Genomic DNA, 15,602 nt, shown 5'->3' with positions numbered 1-15,602 from the left:
TTGCACAATCCAAAAAATACCAGTATGAAAAATGTTTTGTCTGCCAAATTGCCGAAATCTTGTGTTTATGTTTGTGGCGCACAGTATTTTAGATGGGGACAAGGTAAGAGATTAGCATTGGGTAGATTCATCTATGCACCCCAGCACAAATACCAAAGATTGGTTATGGCCGTTCTGGCTTGTTGTACCTCTTTATCCCTACAACAGACGGCGGACACTCTGCCAAGAAATAGTTAAAGATACAATCTGGACATTCGAGCAGTTTCACGGCATTCTCTACACCATCGTGCCGATTCGGATGACTGTGATCAAGCTGGCATCTGGTGGTTTGCTTGTTTATGCACCCATTGCACCAACAATTGAATGTGTCCGCATGGTTAATGAGTTGGTAGCAAAGCATGGTGAGGTGAAATACATCATTTTACCAACTAGTTCTGGTCTAGAACATAAGGTCTTCGTCGGCCCTTTCGCCAGATGTTTTCCCAAAGCAAAGGTTTTTGTTGCTCCCCATCAATGGAGTTTTCCGTTCAATTTACCTCTGAGTTGGCTAGGTTTTCCCCAAAAACGCACTTCCCTACTACCTGAAAAATCTTGTCTTGCGCCTTTTGCTGATGATTTCGAGTATGAGGTGTTAGATATCAACTTGGGACGCGGTTCTTTTGTGGAAGTGGCATTTTTTCACAAGCGATCGCACACCCTACTCCTAACCGATACCATAATATCTGTACCAGAAAATCCACCCGCTATCTTTCAATTAGACCCATACCCCTTGCTATTTCACGCCAGGGAAAATGCACTCCAGGTAATTGAAGACAACGAAGCCAACCGCCGTCGGGGATGGCAACGCATTTCCTTATTTGCTGTGTATTTCCGTCCTAGTGCGTTGGAGGTAACTGAATTGAGAGAAAGTTTGAGTGATGCAATCAAAGCACAAGACCATTCTAGAAAAGCATACTTCGGTTTATATCCGTTTCGCTGGCAACCAAACTGGCAGCAATCATTTCACGCCCTACGTGGTAATGGTCGTCCATTTGTCGCCCCAATTCTGCAAACTTTAATCCTTCCCCAAGCACCAAAACAAGTCATCAATTGGGCAGACAAGGTGGCAACTTGGGATTTTCAACAAATTATTCCCTGTCATTTTGATGCACCCATTGCTGCAAATCCACGTCAATTCCGACAAGCATTTAGTTTCTTAGAAAAGCAGCCATCAGTGAGTGAAGACAGTCAGCCTTTGTTGGCAGAAGACTGTAAATTTATCAAGGAACTAGAAGCAAATTTACTTCAGCGCGGCATTGCTACTCCACCGAAAGATCAGGTGTAATATCGTGCTAATTTTTCAACCCAATTTGGTATAAGTATAAATAAGGATAAAATTCTTGTAATTCAACTTCATATTCAGTGAATTTTACTAAAGTTTAGGTTCTACCTGATGTACAAAAGTCTTAGGGATAAGCTACCAGTCCTCCTGACATTCTGCTTATTTACTAGCTTGTTACCTGCTTCTGGTTCTGTTTTATGTCCAGCGATCGCTAACAATAAATACCTCGCTAATGGGAATTATGGCAGAGATGGTAGTGTTGGGACAAGTGGGCGATCGCCTAGAAATGGCCGCGATGGTCAAAACCAAACCATTGTTGTTGATGGTTCATCCGTAAATCTTGACCTGTCTGCTCAAAATGGTGAAGATGGCGAAGACGGCGGACATGGTTATCGCCCTGACTGCGGTTATCAAGAAAAATACGTAAATCGTGATATTCATGCACCCAATGGCGGTGCAGGTGGCAATGGTAGTAAAGGCGGAGATGGGGGAAATGGTGGTTCCCTCACAGCTTACTACACTAACTTAGCAGACCTACGAAAAGTTCTCGTTCGTGCCATTCCAGGCGAAGGCGGACGCGGCGGACGTGGTGGTAATGGCGCGGCTGGTTGTTCCTGTAGCACTCGCAGTTGGGAAGTGGAAACCTGTGAAGGCACCCCTGGCACTTCTAGTTACAAATGTAGAAAGAAGACTTATACATGTTACGACGGCAAGCATGGCAGCAATGGTAGCAACGGTAAAAATGGTAGCACCGGGCGCTTAGGAGTTTTGAGTATTGTTCAAAGCAAAGAACCCTTGGCTACTGAAATTCCTAGCGCCAATATACCAATTACTGAACTGCCTGGAAAGCAGTTCGCACTCTCGAAAAATAAATGGAATTTTCGCACGGGTGCCACTTCGTTACTTGCACCTGGTTCTATCATTGCTGATGAGTACCGCGAATTTGAACAGCGTTTAGAAGAAACTGTTCAAATTGTTTGGCAGGAAAAACGACCTACTGCCAGTTTTGGTAATCAATTTATAACAGTAAGTTTAAACGATAACAAGCAAGTAGAAGTTACTTTTCCTGAAGATTTCTGGGTTGATGGCAGCAGTAAAAGTGAAAATAATTTGACTACCTACACCGTTAACCACGCAATTCCCAAACAAGATGTGACTCGTTTAGTAGTGTCCGAATTTGCAGATTCCGGAAAAAACCTCAATTTAAAAATAGTCGATTTAGCAGCAAAATCTGATGTCCTTCAGACACAATTTCGCATAAAATTCCGGGCGCGAGATAACTTTAGTAATTTTTATGACTATGAAACTTTTTACGAAGGCAATGTCCCTCCTGAATTTGTCACTCGTGACTATAATCGTTTTACTCTGGCTTTAGGTAAGCTAAAAATTCCAAAAGATGCTCTACGCTCTGGTATCAATGTTGACATTGAGGTGACAGCAACGCGCTCATTGGGAGAACGTTCAGCAAAGCAAACTATTAACTGGCGGAGTGCAATTCGTTAGCCAAGATAAAAGTTTAAGCAGATTTTTTAGCTTCAGAAACCATCTGTGCCAGTAGAGAACCGATAAAATCTAAAAACTGATCTAATAAAGTGCCGATAATACCAATGTAAAGTAAAACCTGAATGATGTCATTAGTATTGCCAGCTTTGTAGGCTTCCCAGAGAAGAAAACCTAATCCTCTAGGGCCGATTAACATTTCTATGGCAATAACTGTAAACCATGCTACCCAAATGCCAGCTTTTAGCGCATGAAACATATGAAATATCGCCACTCGAAAGTTATTATTTTGCCTGCGAAAGTGTTGTAAACCTATTGCTACATTAATGATAATTGTCCAGAGAGTGGCAATAAATATCACAATTACAGAGGCAGGTTCACTATCTTGAAACACGATGAGGGCAATCGGTAGTAGGGCTAAAGGTGGAATGCTATGAGGTATCTGAAATATCCTTCTAAAAACTTGATAAAGTGTGCCATTTATACCAATGAAATAGCCAATAAAACTGCCGAAAACAGCAGCCGGGATGTAACCTACAAACAGTTTTTGTAAGCTGGCTAAAAAGTCTAAAAAGATAGTCTGTTCCATGCCTCAGTTTTTATTTGGAACGTCTAGATATTACTGTGGCAATCAATAAAAAACAGTCAATAGGTAACCCAAGAGAATTTATGACAGTTTGTTTGAGTTTAATTTATCAGACAAATAAAAGCGTAAGCAAAAAAATAAATAAAATCTCAATAATTCGTGAACAACAAGATCCAGGGTAATCACATCTAATTTGGTATAATAGCTCTTTCAAGGTGGGTAAAATGTTTGGACAATAATTCCTCTTGTCTCTGCATTCTCTGCAACTCTGTGGTTAGATAAATTACTTTTGAACCGCAGAGGCACAGAGGACACGGAGAGAAAAAACGAGATTTTTCGAGTCACTTTGAAAGTGCTAGTTTTGGCACTACTACTAAAAATATTTTGGGATTATGGTTCAAACAATACAGGCTAAAGAAATTACTCTGCTTGACTTAGAAACTAACTTTGGACTGCAATTAGTTGAGGATGAGCAATTTTTTAGAGAGTGGCGAGATAATTTACCGGAAATAACCAACTCGGAAAAACAACAACTCGACCGAGTTAAGGCAAGTTATGCCAATTTACTCAAATACCCTCCCCTGCTAGAAAACACTGTCAAGATGGTTGTGCTATCTCCCTTGTTAGATTTAGCAGACTTTTATCTATCTCCATTTCATGTGAAATCGGAAAAGTCTGTGGAAGTTAGTGCTGATGATGAAGGCGTAACAGTCAAAGGGCAAATTGATGTCTTAATTTTATTTGAACAGCTAGTAGTAGTAGTTATAGAGTCCAAACAAGCAGCTTTTTCTATAGAAGTGGGTAAAGCACAGTTGTTAGCTTATATGCTGGCAATATCTAACACGGATAAACCAATATACGGACTAATTACCAATGGCGGTAGCTTTATTTTCGTGAAATTGGTTAAACAAGATATACCAAAGTATGCTTTGTCTCGCTTGTTTTACATCTTCAATCCGGGGAATGAGTTATATACAGTTTTGCGTGTATTAAAACGTCTGGGTAAATTGGCGACTATTGCCAGTTAATTAAAGGCGTGAACGCATTAGTAACAAGCAGATATCCAACATAAACATCAGACATAGCTTGGTTTACAGCCCACATTCCGCAGATATTGGAGCAGATTGAAACAAGATACCCGACTTCCTAAAGAAGTCGGGTATCTGAAAACTTAGTAATTTTTACACTTAGCCTCAACGGCAAAGCTTGATGTCTCAAATATTATAAGCAATTGATGGTTGTGCCACTTCTGGAACTGCTGCATGATCATCTGCTGATTGATTTACCCGATTCAGCCATCTTTCGGCTTTCGAGTAGTTGTCTTTCTGCACTTGTTTGATGGCTTGTTTGTAGTTGAGTGTTACTCCCCAAACATCAGTAACGAAGCGTTTTTCTTGTTTCATTTTGTCGAAGAACTGGACAGCTTCTAGGTAAGATAAATTACCTTCAGTGTTGGCGATCGCTAACATGACTTCATAAACATCATCCGCCATCTTGGCATCTCCACAAACATAATAGTGGCATTTAGGATGACTCAGCAGTTTCCAGAGTTTTTGGGGTTGTTGCTGCATCAGGTGTTGCACGTAGGTTTTTTTGTTGCCCAGGCGAGAAAATGCCACGTTTAATTCAGATATAACTCCCTGATTGTGCCATGTCTGCAATTGTTCTTGATAGAGGAAGTCATGGTGATTACGACAACCAAAGTATAAAGTTGCATCTCCTAATGGTTGTCCTTGCTGCCGGAAGACTTGCCGATGTTGCAAAAAGCCAATTAACGGCGAAACCCCAGTACCTGGCCCCACCATTAACATAACTGCCTCTGGGTCGCTGGGTGGACGGAAGCTAGAGGTACGGACATCAATCCGCACTTTTGTGCCTGGTTCCAATCCAGCTAGGTAGTTAGAACAGAGTCCCTGACGGACTTTGGCTGCATCGGTGGTAATTTGCAATACCCCAACTGTAATTTGAATTTGCTGGGGATGGAGCAAAGGACAGGAAGAAATTGAGTACAGACGGGGCTTTTGTCTTGGTAGCAACTCCAGTAAGGCGGCGAAGGTAATTTTGGCTTTGGGAAATTCATCGAATAAATCAGCCACGCTCATGAAATTGTCTGTGATGGTTTTCGTGAGCGCTATACTGTCGGCATGGTCTTCACCTTGGCGGAGAATTTCTAACCAGGATTCTAGCTTTTGTTTTTCTGCGAGGTTGGGAGTGGCGGAGAGTAAGTATGCCAGCAGCTCATTGAATGGTTCTCGCAAAGCCAAATCTAGCTCCTCAAATAGTACATGATCGACTGTTGTGGGTACGGCAATGGGCGGTTTATCTTCGGTTTCATGGCCATCGGCGGTGACGTAACTAGCACTAAAATAGGTGTCTGGTGTGATATTTAGGCGATCGCAAATTCGCTGCACTAATTCCGGTGAATTACAAGGATACACTGCCACATGATCGCCTGTTTCATATTTCAGGTTGGTATGAGCAATGTCGAAGCTAATAAACCGGGTGGAACGGCTACCGGGAATAACTTCTTGCAGCAGTTCCTGATTGGCGACCACAGGCACTTCTATACCCCGCTCACCACTTTCTAATGCACAAGAAAGGTTGAGTACTTCGGCTGCATTCAAGAATTTCACCTGCAATTGGGGAGCATGGGCTGTGGTAGCATCAGCCGCAGTGGCATCTTCACCCAATACACGGCTAATTAATCTCAGCCATTGTTTGAAGGTGTCTGCTTGCCCTTTGATTTCATCACCTTTATGCAGGGGGACGATGCAGTTTGCACCTGATCTGGCTAAGGCTTTATCTACCGCAATTCCCGCTGCACAGAAGTATTGGTAAACGGTACTGCCAAGTCCTAACACGGAATAATTTAAACTCATGAGGGAACCTGGCGGTTGCTTTCTCAACCACTGCAAGAATTTTTTGCCATTACCGGGCATTTCACCACTGCCAAAGGTGGAGGTAACAATCAGCAGCAGTTTCTCCGAGGCTAAAAGGTCGGTGTTGTATTCATCAAGTGCCATCACTTTAGGACGGTAACGACTTAATCGGCGGGCAACAGTCCGGGCAAAACCTTCGGCTGTACCAGTTTCAGAGGCATACAAAATCAATATCCGGTCTTGCTTATTGTCGTCTTCATCGATCGCTGTCGTGAATTTTTCGAGGTCGATGCCATCTTCCACTGCCCAGCGATCGGCTGCATGGTGATAGGCTGGCTCTAAATAAAAGTCGCGGGTTTGGTGATGCCAAACCGGACAGACACTACCTCCGGCTGGTGGTACAACCCAACCCCACTCTGCCGGACATTCTCTACCTGCTTTCTTTTCTCTGAGGTCGTGAGCAAGGTATTGGCGGGAGGCAGACTGATGATCTACCATTGTTACCTTGGCTTTTTGGAAGGAGTGCAGGATAGCAATATTCAATTCCAAGGCAACGCGATCGCGCCATAAGGTCTGTTCAGAACTAATATCTAATTTGAGTACTTGAGCGATTTCTTCTAGTTTGTTATAACGCCCTTCTTCGATGAAATCCCGCATGATTTCTGTACCCATATACCAGCCATTGAAGGGTACACAACAGTATGTAATGCCACCAATATCCATCCGGAAATTAGTGATGGCAGGGATAGCATACCAGCGCAAACCCAAAGATTTGAACTCGGCAATGGTGGGATGTTCGATTTCTACTTCTAAAATCTCGTCCTGGGGTAACTCATACAGCTTCGGCTCCACCCCTGGCACTTCAATGACTATGGGTAAAATATCATAGGGGGTGGGTGGTTCGGGCGGTTGCCAACCGAGTTTAATTATGGCTTTGGTTAGCTCTAAATTAGCGCGATCGCCTATGACATTGCCATCTGGTTGTTCGTAGGCGGCGTAACGTAGTAATTGGGGATTCCACAGCCGAGGCCCCCAACGTTCTTGCGGTTGTTTGGGACGAAATGCGGTCATGGTGACTTGGATATTACCGCCGTTAGTGCCTAACCGCAAATGTTCCACTAACTCTTTAAACATTTCATCGGGGTCGGTAATCTGACGGCAATCGCGCACTACCATATTATTCCACTGAATCCGACCAATACATTTAGAAGCGTTACGCCAAGCTAACTGTGCGCCGTAAGCGAGTTCTTCATAGGTGTGATTATAAGTACCTGTGGCTTTAACTTCTGCTTGAATTTCTGCCCAGCGTCGTCCTCGCTGTTCTGCTTCCCAACCTTGCTCGCTGGCGATTACTTCCAGAAATTGCTGTGCTTTTTTCAGTAACCGTTCTTCATTGAGCTTGGGCAGTTTCATCACATTGGTAACGCGATCAAATAATGTCTGCCATGCCAGCCGTAATTCTGGTGTAAAATTCGGTAGGTATTTTTCAAACAGGGTAAACATGGTGTCAGAAATGGCAGGATAAGCGCAGGATGGAACGCCTACATTGCCGTGGATTTGTCCCAATAATCGCAGTTCGAGCAACAGTTCATCTGTGCTTTCACTTCTCAGGCAACGCATGAGAAAATCCAATGATTGAAACAGGTGCAGCGACAAGTAATCGATATCTGCTCGTCCAAAAATTGGTAACACAAAGGGATATTTTTCAAACAAGGTTTGATAAAATACCATCCCCATTTCTTGCTTGTTTTGGCTAAATACCCGCCAAGTATCTGCCATCTGCTTGAGCAATTCCGGTGGTAAAGCTTCTTCATAGCAGCGGACTGCTTCTACCATCGGGATAATGATCTGGGTGTTGAAAAACTTATAGAGTGCAGAGTTTACACCTTTAGCCAAATCCTGGCGATCGTATTCTTCTAGATAAGGAATCGAGGGTAACATCCACATCCACACCTGTCTTACTTTAATCCAGTGGTGGGGACGCATCCCGATATCAGCAAACAAAGCCCCGTAATCTTCTAATGTATCGAAGTCATCGCCTTTTTCATAAGGCACACCTGTTAGTGGCTCGGAAATGATATTTTGCGTGTGGGGCTGGAGTTGGTGAATACAGTAATCAAACAACTCATAAAAGTAGTCTGTTATGCTGTCGATCGCTTCCCCAAAAATATGCTCTAGTTCTGGTGCTTCTAGCAAGAGTCTTTTAAAGAACTTTTCCATTTGCAGTTCTTTCCAGGCTCGCAGCTTATTCCAGATATCTTTGACAATTACTTCTTCGGCGGCTGTGAGGGGGATAGCTTCGGGGATTTCTACTTCTACTTCTGTTGTTGAGGTAGGTTTTGGTTGCAAGCGTGGATTGCTGTTTTGATTTGCTAAAAGTTTGAGAGTGTTGCTACTTGCTTCACCGTTAGTTTGGGTTAGACGAGTTTTCAGCTTTAATTCAGGTGCTAGATTCCATGTGGTAATGGGAAATTCTAGATCAATGCTATTGTGTCCGTTGAGAAATTCTTGGGCGGCAAAGGTAACTATACCTGCATCTTGCCAAGGTTGTGACATGTCCCCTTGGCGGTAACACAAAGTAATGGCGATCGCGCAGTCCTTATAATTAGTTAAATTCAACAACCATCTTGGCTGCATTCGGGAAAACAAATCCTTGGATAGGATAGGTTTTCCTTGCTCAGAAAGTATCTGTACACGACATTTATATTTAAAATCTCTAGAAGCTGGAAAATCGGTTGCAGATATTTCTGTTACATGAATGAGTTGTTGACTGTAATCCATATGTGAAAAATATGTGGGATGAAAAGTAGTTTCTGGTTTGGTGTATTTTGGTTGACAAAATTTAAACCGCAATTTCCTCTACAAAGGGAGTTGCGGTAATTTCTGATATCGTGTTTGGTTAAAGACTGAACATTAACAGCGCCGGAAAGGAAGGAACGCAAGATTGATCAAATTTTTGCACAGATGCACTGAATCACGATTAATCATTTGGCTCTGATTTTAAGTCTGGGTTTGAGTGGCGAGATCATAAGTAATCAGACAGAATTAATTACACAAATTTTTGACTGTAACCTGTAACCGTTCGGCTGACGCTCACGGCGGAAGCATTTAACCTGTCACCTATCTCCACCCATGAATTTTATTGTGTCCGACTACTTACCTCAGATTGTAGTACACAGTATTGTAAGTGTAAATCCCTACATCCTTCCTTCAAAATTTGATTAGTGACTAATTAATTCACCGCGCAGGATGGTAACTGCTTGACCAGAGAGGAATACGCGATCGCTGCCATCATAATACAACTTCACTACACCGCCCCGGTTGGAGGCTTGATAAGCCAAGAATTCATTTTTATGCAGGCGATCGCGCCAAAAGTCAGCTAAACAACAATGAGCGGCTCCTGTCACCGGGTCTTCATCAATGCCGAGGGCTGGTGCAAAGAAGCGAGAAATAAAATCATATTGGGAACCTGGATGGGTTGTGCTGGTTACTATTACCCCATCCACCGGTAATGATTTGAGTAGCTGAAAATTCGGCTGCATTTGCCGTACTACATCTTCTGATTCTACTTCTACGAGATAACCGAGGGAATTATGATAGACGGATTGATAAACTATACCTAAAGCTGCACTGAGTTCAGGAGGTGCGATCGCTGCGAGTGATCGATTTACCGGAAAATCTAGCTCAATCCATTCATTTTGACGCTTGGCAATCAGTAACCCGCTTTTGGTATGAAATCGAGCAACTTCATCAGTTGATAAATATCCCTCAGACCAAAGCACGTATGCACTCGCTAAAGTCGCATGACCACAAAGTGGTACTTCTACTGCTGGCGTAAACCAACGCAGATTAAAACCATCATCCTGTTTGACCAAAAAAGCCGTTTCCGACAAATTCATCTCCTGTGCTATCTGCTGCATCCAGCGATCGTCCCGTGGTGCAGGCAAAACACACACAGCCGCAGGGTTCCCCCCAAAGGGTTTATCGGTAAAAGCATCAACCTGAGTAATGATTTGTCTCATAGAGTTACGTTAGAAGGTCAATGAAGAGTGCTGAGTTAAAAGTGCTGAGTAAGATGAATTATTCTTCATACTCCACCCAGCTATTAGGTGTTTCTGAAACCTGGACTTTTAATTGTAGATTTGATGGCACTCGCTTTTTAGTTTCATCGTAAATATACTTAGCAATCATTTCCGCAGTAGTTTCATATTCAGGAGGCATAACTTCATTCAAAATGCAGTGGTCAAGCCCGCCTTTAGTTGCATCTTGTTTTGCCCAACGTAAAGTTCTAAAATCAGCTACCATAACCGGGTGTGGGCAAAACTCTGAAGAGTGTAGTTGTGTTGATATGGCTTCAATGCGGACTTGATAATTATGCCCGTGCATCCGACCACAGGGGCCATTGTAATCTTTGATGTAGTGAGCGCTATTAAAAGAGAATTCCGTTACTACTTTCCATTTAGGCATTTTGATATCACCTCGTAGCCAATTTGGAGATAAATGCTGATCTTTTCTAAACAACCTGATTAATGAGAGCAGACTTTTCTAGTATTGCCTATACCAATTAAAAAAGAAGATGATGAATACGGAGATAGACCTCTGAGGTTGGCGGTTGAACCTCTGAGGTTGGCGGTTGAACCTCTGAAGTTGGCGGTTGAACCTCTGAGGCTGGCGGTTGAACCTCTGAGGCTGAAAGTTGAACCTTTGAGGTTGGCAGTTGAACCTCTGAGGCTGGCGGTTGAACCTCTGAGCCTGGCGGTTGAACCTCTGAGCCTGGCGGTTGAACCTCTGAGCCTGGCGGTTGAACCTCTGAGGCTGAAAGTTGAGCCTTTGAGGTTGGCGGTTGAACCTCTGAGGCTAAAAGTTGAGCCTTTTACAGACAAATTATTAATTTTTAAACTGAATTTTGGAAATTTTAGGATAAAAAGCTGCTTAATTATTTGTTAAAGCAGTATTTGTTACCTAATTGCCATGAGCGTGAGCAGTGAATCTGGAACGCCAATCAGTAAGCCTGTTCGATTTTGGAGAAAACCACCAAAGTTAGAGTTTAAAGAACTATTCAAATCTCTTAGCAAAGCCGCTATAGACGGGGTTTTAGGAAATTGGCAAGAAGTAGCTAAAGATGCGGTAGAAGCATCAGCCGCAATTGGGTGGGCGCAAACACCAGAAGAGATAGGCTGGTTGCTGGTTTCCCGTTCTTTGATTCAAGCAATGCTAAGTTTAGTAGAAGAGAACCGAACTTTACTTTTTGAAACACCAAATCAAAGCGACTTGGAATTATTGTATAGTCGCCTCAACGAATCCTTAGAAAGTCAAGAGTTACACATTGACCAGGAATTTTTTAACAATCCCAAAGATTTGCCAATTTTAGCCACAATTAACAGTGCTTTTGGTAATTGGTTGCAATATTTTAGCCTGAATACAGTTCAAGCTCAGACAATTAGCGATCGCCTACCTACATATTTTATCTTTGCCCTACATCAGGAATGGGCAGAACATCCAGATAAATATGCTTGTTTAAAAGCAGAAGTAGACACCCCCTTTACTCAAGCCAATGAACAAGAACGCTCATGGTTACGTTATGCTGCTTGGTTGCAGAAACAAGTAGCAGAGCCGATATTTGATGAAACCTTTGGCTTAGAAAAAGTTTATATTCCCTTGCGGGCTTATTATAAAATCCCGATTAAACCTCAAAAGGATAGTTATTCTTATCGTCAACACCAAGAAGCAGAAAAGTTTGAGCAGGTTGTCGTAGATTTAAAAACTGAGCTAGAAGCTTGGTTAAACAAAGCTGCGCCTCAAGATGCTATTCGGGTAATTAGTGGTGGCCCTGGTAGCGGTAAATCTTCCTTTGCTAAAATCTTTGCTGCTGAACAAGCTGCAATTGCAGAAATTCAAGTTTTATTTATTCCCTTACACCGTTTTGAGGTTGAAGATAATTTAGTTAATGCAGTTGGTGAGTTTGTTAAAGCTAATGGTTTTTTACAACATAACCCCCTAGAAGATAATGATAAATCACGGTTACTAATTATCTTTGATGGCTTAGATGAACTCGCCATGCAGGGTAAGTTGGGTGCAGAAGTAGCCAAACAATTTATCCAGAAAGTAGAAAGAAAACTAGATAACTCTAATCAGCATCAAACTTGCTTGCAAGTTTTAATTACTGGACGTGAATTAGTTGTGCAAGCCAACACAAATCAGTTTGATAAATCTGCCAAAGAAATATTACATATTCTGCCTTACTTCATACCTGAAGATGAAAGGTCTAAATACAAAGATGAAAACAAATTGCTTGATGCAGATCAACGACAATCTTGGTGGCAGAAGTATTCCCAAGCTAAGGATAAGCAATATAATGCTTTACCCGCAGCCTTAGACCAAGGAAAGCTAATAGAAATTACTGCTCAACCATTGTTAAATTATCTAGTGGCTTTGAGTTATGACCGTGGCGAAGTAAAATTTTCAGAAAATAGCAACTTAAATACTATTTATGCAGATTTACTCAAAGCTGTTTATGAGCGCCGTTGGGGAGATAAACAAAAACATCCCATAGCTCAAGAGTTTAGCATCGAAGATGATGAAGCATTTGCCCTGATTTTAGAAGAAATTGCATTAGCTTGCTGGCATGGTAACGGTAGAACTACAACAGTAAGTAAGATTGAGAAAAAATGCGGTGCTAATAGTCATATCAATCAACTATTTAGGGAATATCAGCAAGCAGCAGAAGCGGGTGTAACTCGTCTGTTAACAGCATTTTATTTCCGGCAGAGTGGAGTTCAAGAACAGGAAAAAACCTTTGAATTCACTCACAAAAGTTTTGGTGAATATCTCACAGCTAGACACATAGTACATGAACTGATTTGGATTCACAAACAGTTAGAAGAACGACAAAAAGACAGATATCATCGTAAAGGGTGGGATGAAACTGAGGCATTAAAAAACTGGGTTATTCTTTGCGGCACATCCCCCATTGATAAGTATTTGTTCGATTTCATTTGCGACGAAATCCGTTTACAAGATTCCGCAGATGTTGAAAACTGGCAACAAAGCTTGTGTCAATTAATTGGTTTTATGCTACGTCATGGAATGCCAATGGAACTTTTGCCGGAAATCAAAAGCTTTCATCAAGCTAATCAACAAGCACGTAACGCGGAAGAAGCTTTGTTAGTTGTCTTAAATGCTTGTGCCAGAGTGACGCAAAAGATTTCTAAGATTGAATGGCCTTCTCTGGAAACTTCTGAAGCATCCGAAGAAGCAAAAGCCTCTAATGTTTTTGGGGCTTGGATTTCTCGTTTACATGGGCAACGAGTTAGTTGGAGTGCTGATGTATTGTGCTTGAATTGTCTGAGTTTTTTAGATTTACAAAACTGTATTTTAACTACAAAAGACTTTTATAAAGCGAATCTTGTAGGAGCGGATCTTGAAGGGGCGTATCTTCGAGAGGCAAATCTTGAAGGGGCGTATCTTGAAGGGGCGTATCTTGAAGGGGCGTATCTTCGAGGGGCGAGTCTTCAACGGGCGAATCTTGAAGGGGCGAGTCTTCAACGGGCGGATCTTCCAGGGGCGTATCTTGAAGGGGCGTATCTTCAACGGGCGTATCTTCAACGGGCGGATCTTCGAGGGGCGAATCTTCAAGGGGCGTATCTTGAAGGGGCGTATCTTGAAGGGGCGTATCTTCAAGGGGCGAATCTTCGAGAGGCGATTGTGGAATGGCCGAGACTTTTACCTGCAAATTTTGAGGATGAAGACATCACAAACTTCGATGATGATTCAAACTCTGATGAATAACCTACATCAGTCTCTCTACCACCAAAGAAAGCTGCTGAACTAACTAGATGCGATGGGAGAATTAGACGTAATTTTTAGCTAAATCAATGCAATGCGGCGATCGCATCTTCAGATATGGTAATTTCTAATTATTCCCCTTCTGTTCTTAAATAGAAGACCATATTTGCTGAATGCGTTGACGTACTGTTTCCCAATCCTGGGGTTATAAAATTCCTAATTGACGTTCTAATAGACGCTTTTCTACTGTGTTTATTTTATGCAGCCTAACTACCGAAGGACGCATTAAGCCTGCTGACTGCCATTCTATAATTTCAACATCAAAAATTGTTTGAGTTATTTGACTCGTAATCCGCGCGACAATAACATCATCATCTCCTGTATCTAAAATTACTAATACTGGCCGAAGTTTGAATGTTACTGCATCAGAAAAAGGCAATTTGAGCAAAATAACTGAGCCAGATTGATAATTTTGCATTGCTTAAATCGTATCGTAGATAGCATCATCGTCGCTGTAGCCTTTTAATAATTGCTCGGCTGCAAGACGATGCCAAGCTGCTTCCTCCTGTTCTTCTTCTGTAGGTTCATTAACAAGAATAATTACTTTTACCTGTTGCTGATTTGCTAACTGTTGCAAAATCACATCTGGTAATTCTATGTTTCCTTCCACAGTAATATTAGCTGGAAATTCGTATGCTTTCATATTTGCCAATTCCTTTAAAAAGCTTTTAGTATATTCAATTTGCCACATTCTTTTTCTTCAAGGACTGGTAATATTTTAATGCTTCTTCTTTAGTCAGATATTCATCGCTTTCTGATTCTGCCATCAACTTTACCAAGCCGTAGTTTTCTAATATTTCTTCGATTTTTTCAAAGTCAGCAATAGAAATTTGGTAAGCAATAGGTTGCTGATTTTCATCCATCACGTAATTTTTGCTTATTTCTAGCATTGTTTTGACATTTAAATTAAGTGATTGGCCTGCTTTACTTTAGCTTTCAGCCATATACGATGATTTTATCTCGGACTATTAGAGGATGTTTTAAAAGTCCTCTTGTTGGTAGCACAAAATTCTAGATCCCCCTAAATCCCCCTTAAAAAGGGGGACTTTAAGAAACTCTTAGCCCCCCTTTTTAAGGCTACCGTGTACACACAAGTCTTGAAATCCTACCTAACGTTTGGTTTCGTCGTCTAGCTTTAGGTTTTGCGATCGCTCTGGAAGCTTGTCATTGCGAGGAGGAACGACGAAGCAATCGCGTAATCTCGTAGTTTTTGCGATTACTTCGCTCCGCTATCGCTGCGCTCGTAATGACAATTTAAAGGGTCTAGAAAGCTTGAAACCCTTGCAGATAGTACTTGTGTATACACCGTAGCTTTTTAAGGGGGGTTGGGGGGATCTAAGTGCCTAAAATCACAACCAACCACTTTTCAAACAACCTCTTAGGGTGCGTTATGAACTTTAGTTTTAACGCACCGCAATATTTGGATGGTGCGTTGCGCTACGCGACAACACAACGCCAGTTGCTATAACGG

Annotated in this window: 12 protein-coding genes; 5 read left to right on the top strand and 7 right to left on the bottom strand. The window is 42.0% G+C overall.

What is annotated here, in order from left to right; genetic code table 11:
• The first annotated feature begins 133 nt into the window (after positions 1–133).
• Complete coding sequence (locus IQ259_RS04550; RefSeq protein WP_193881469.1) at positions 134–1,324, top strand: DUF4336 domain-containing protein; 1,191 nt, start codon at positions 134–136, stop codon at positions 1,322–1,324.
• Between the two features lie 108 nt (positions 1,325–1,432).
• Positions 1,433–2,824 carry a collagen-like protein gene (locus IQ259_RS04545; protein WP_193881466.1) on the top strand — a complete coding sequence of 464 codons (1,392 nt, stop codon included), beginning with the start codon at positions 1,433–1,435 and terminating at the stop codon, positions 2,822–2,824.
• Between the two features lie 13 nt (positions 2,825–2,837).
• Here the strand turns inward: IQ259_RS04545 and IQ259_RS04540 are convergent, their stop codons facing one another.
• On the bottom strand, positions 2,838–3,410 hold the full coding sequence (locus IQ259_RS04540) for a nitrate transporter (RefSeq protein WP_193881463.1): 573 nt from the start codon (positions 3,408–3,410) through the stop codon (positions 2,838–2,840).
• Between the two features lie 389 nt (positions 3,411–3,799).
• Between IQ259_RS04540 and IQ259_RS04535 the strand changes: the two genes are divergently transcribed.
• On the top strand, positions 3,800–4,435 hold the full coding sequence (locus tag IQ259_RS04535) for a restriction endonuclease subunit R (protein ID WP_193881460.1): 636 nt from the start codon (positions 3,800–3,802) through the stop codon (positions 4,433–4,435).
• 186 nt (positions 4,436–4,621) lie between these two features.
• Here the strand turns inward: IQ259_RS04535 and IQ259_RS04530 are convergent, their stop codons facing one another.
• The 3 genes from IQ259_RS04530 to IQ259_RS04520 form a co-directional block, all read right to left on the bottom strand.
• The gene (locus IQ259_RS04530) at positions 4,622–9,139 is read right to left on the bottom strand and encodes a nitric oxide synthase oxygenase (RefSeq protein ID WP_228014359.1); all 4,518 of its coding nucleotides are present in this window, start codon (positions 9,137–9,139) and stop codon (positions 4,622–4,624) included.
• 368 nt (positions 9,140–9,507) lie between these two features.
• Positions 9,508–10,308: a PhzF family phenazine biosynthesis protein gene (locus tag IQ259_RS04525; RefSeq protein ID WP_193881457.1), complete on the bottom strand. Its 801-nt coding sequence runs from the start codon at positions 10,306–10,308 to the stop codon at positions 9,508–9,510.
• A 58-nt stretch (positions 10,309–10,366) separates the two neighbouring features.
• Positions 10,367–10,753: a 6-carboxytetrahydropterin synthase gene (locus IQ259_RS04520; RefSeq protein ID WP_193881455.1), complete on the bottom strand. Its 387-nt coding sequence runs from the start codon at positions 10,751–10,753 to the stop codon at positions 10,367–10,369.
• Positions 10,754–10,837: 84 nt separating this feature from the next.
• On the opposite strand from IQ259_RS04520, the gene IQ259_RS04515 reads away from it, so the two are divergent.
• A complete protein-coding gene (locus IQ259_RS04515; RefSeq protein WP_193881452.1) occupies positions 10,838–11,233 on the top strand; it encodes a hypothetical protein in 396 nt (131 codons plus the stop codon).
• Positions 11,234–11,257: 24 nt separating this feature from the next.
• On the top strand, positions 11,258–14,074 hold the full coding sequence (locus IQ259_RS04510; RefSeq protein WP_193881449.1) for a pentapeptide repeat-containing protein: 2,817 nt from the start codon (positions 11,258–11,260) through the stop codon (positions 14,072–14,074).
• Between the two features lie 202 nt (positions 14,075–14,276).
• On the opposite strand, the gene IQ259_RS04505 is transcribed toward IQ259_RS04510, so the two are convergent.
• The 3 genes from IQ259_RS04505 to IQ259_RS04495 are packed head-to-tail and all read right to left on the bottom strand — an operon-like array spanning position 14,277 to position 15,021.
• Positions 14,277–14,549 (bottom strand): type II toxin-antitoxin system PemK/MazF family toxin, encoded by a 273-nt coding sequence (locus IQ259_RS04505; protein WP_193881446.1) that lies wholly within the window; start codon positions 14,547–14,549, stop codon positions 14,277–14,279.
• A gap of 3 nt (positions 14,550–14,552) precedes the next feature.
• On the bottom strand, positions 14,553–14,774 hold the full coding sequence (locus IQ259_RS04500) for a hypothetical protein (protein WP_193881443.1): 222 nt from the start codon (positions 14,772–14,774) through the stop codon (positions 14,553–14,555).
• A gap of 34 nt (positions 14,775–14,808) precedes the next feature.
• Complete coding sequence (locus tag IQ259_RS04495; RefSeq protein WP_193881440.1) at positions 14,809–15,021, bottom strand: hypothetical protein; 213 nt, start codon at positions 15,019–15,021, stop codon at positions 14,809–14,811.
• Positions 15,022–15,602 lie beyond the last annotated feature (581 nt).

It is taken from the genome of Fortiea sp. LEGE XX443 (assembly GCF_015206815.1).
GTDB lineage: Bacteria > Cyanobacteriota > Cyanobacteriia > Cyanobacteriales > Nostocaceae > Nostoc_B.
The sequence above is the reverse complement of the archived record's forward strand: the minus strand, read 5'-3'. Positions and strand labels throughout refer to the sequence as shown.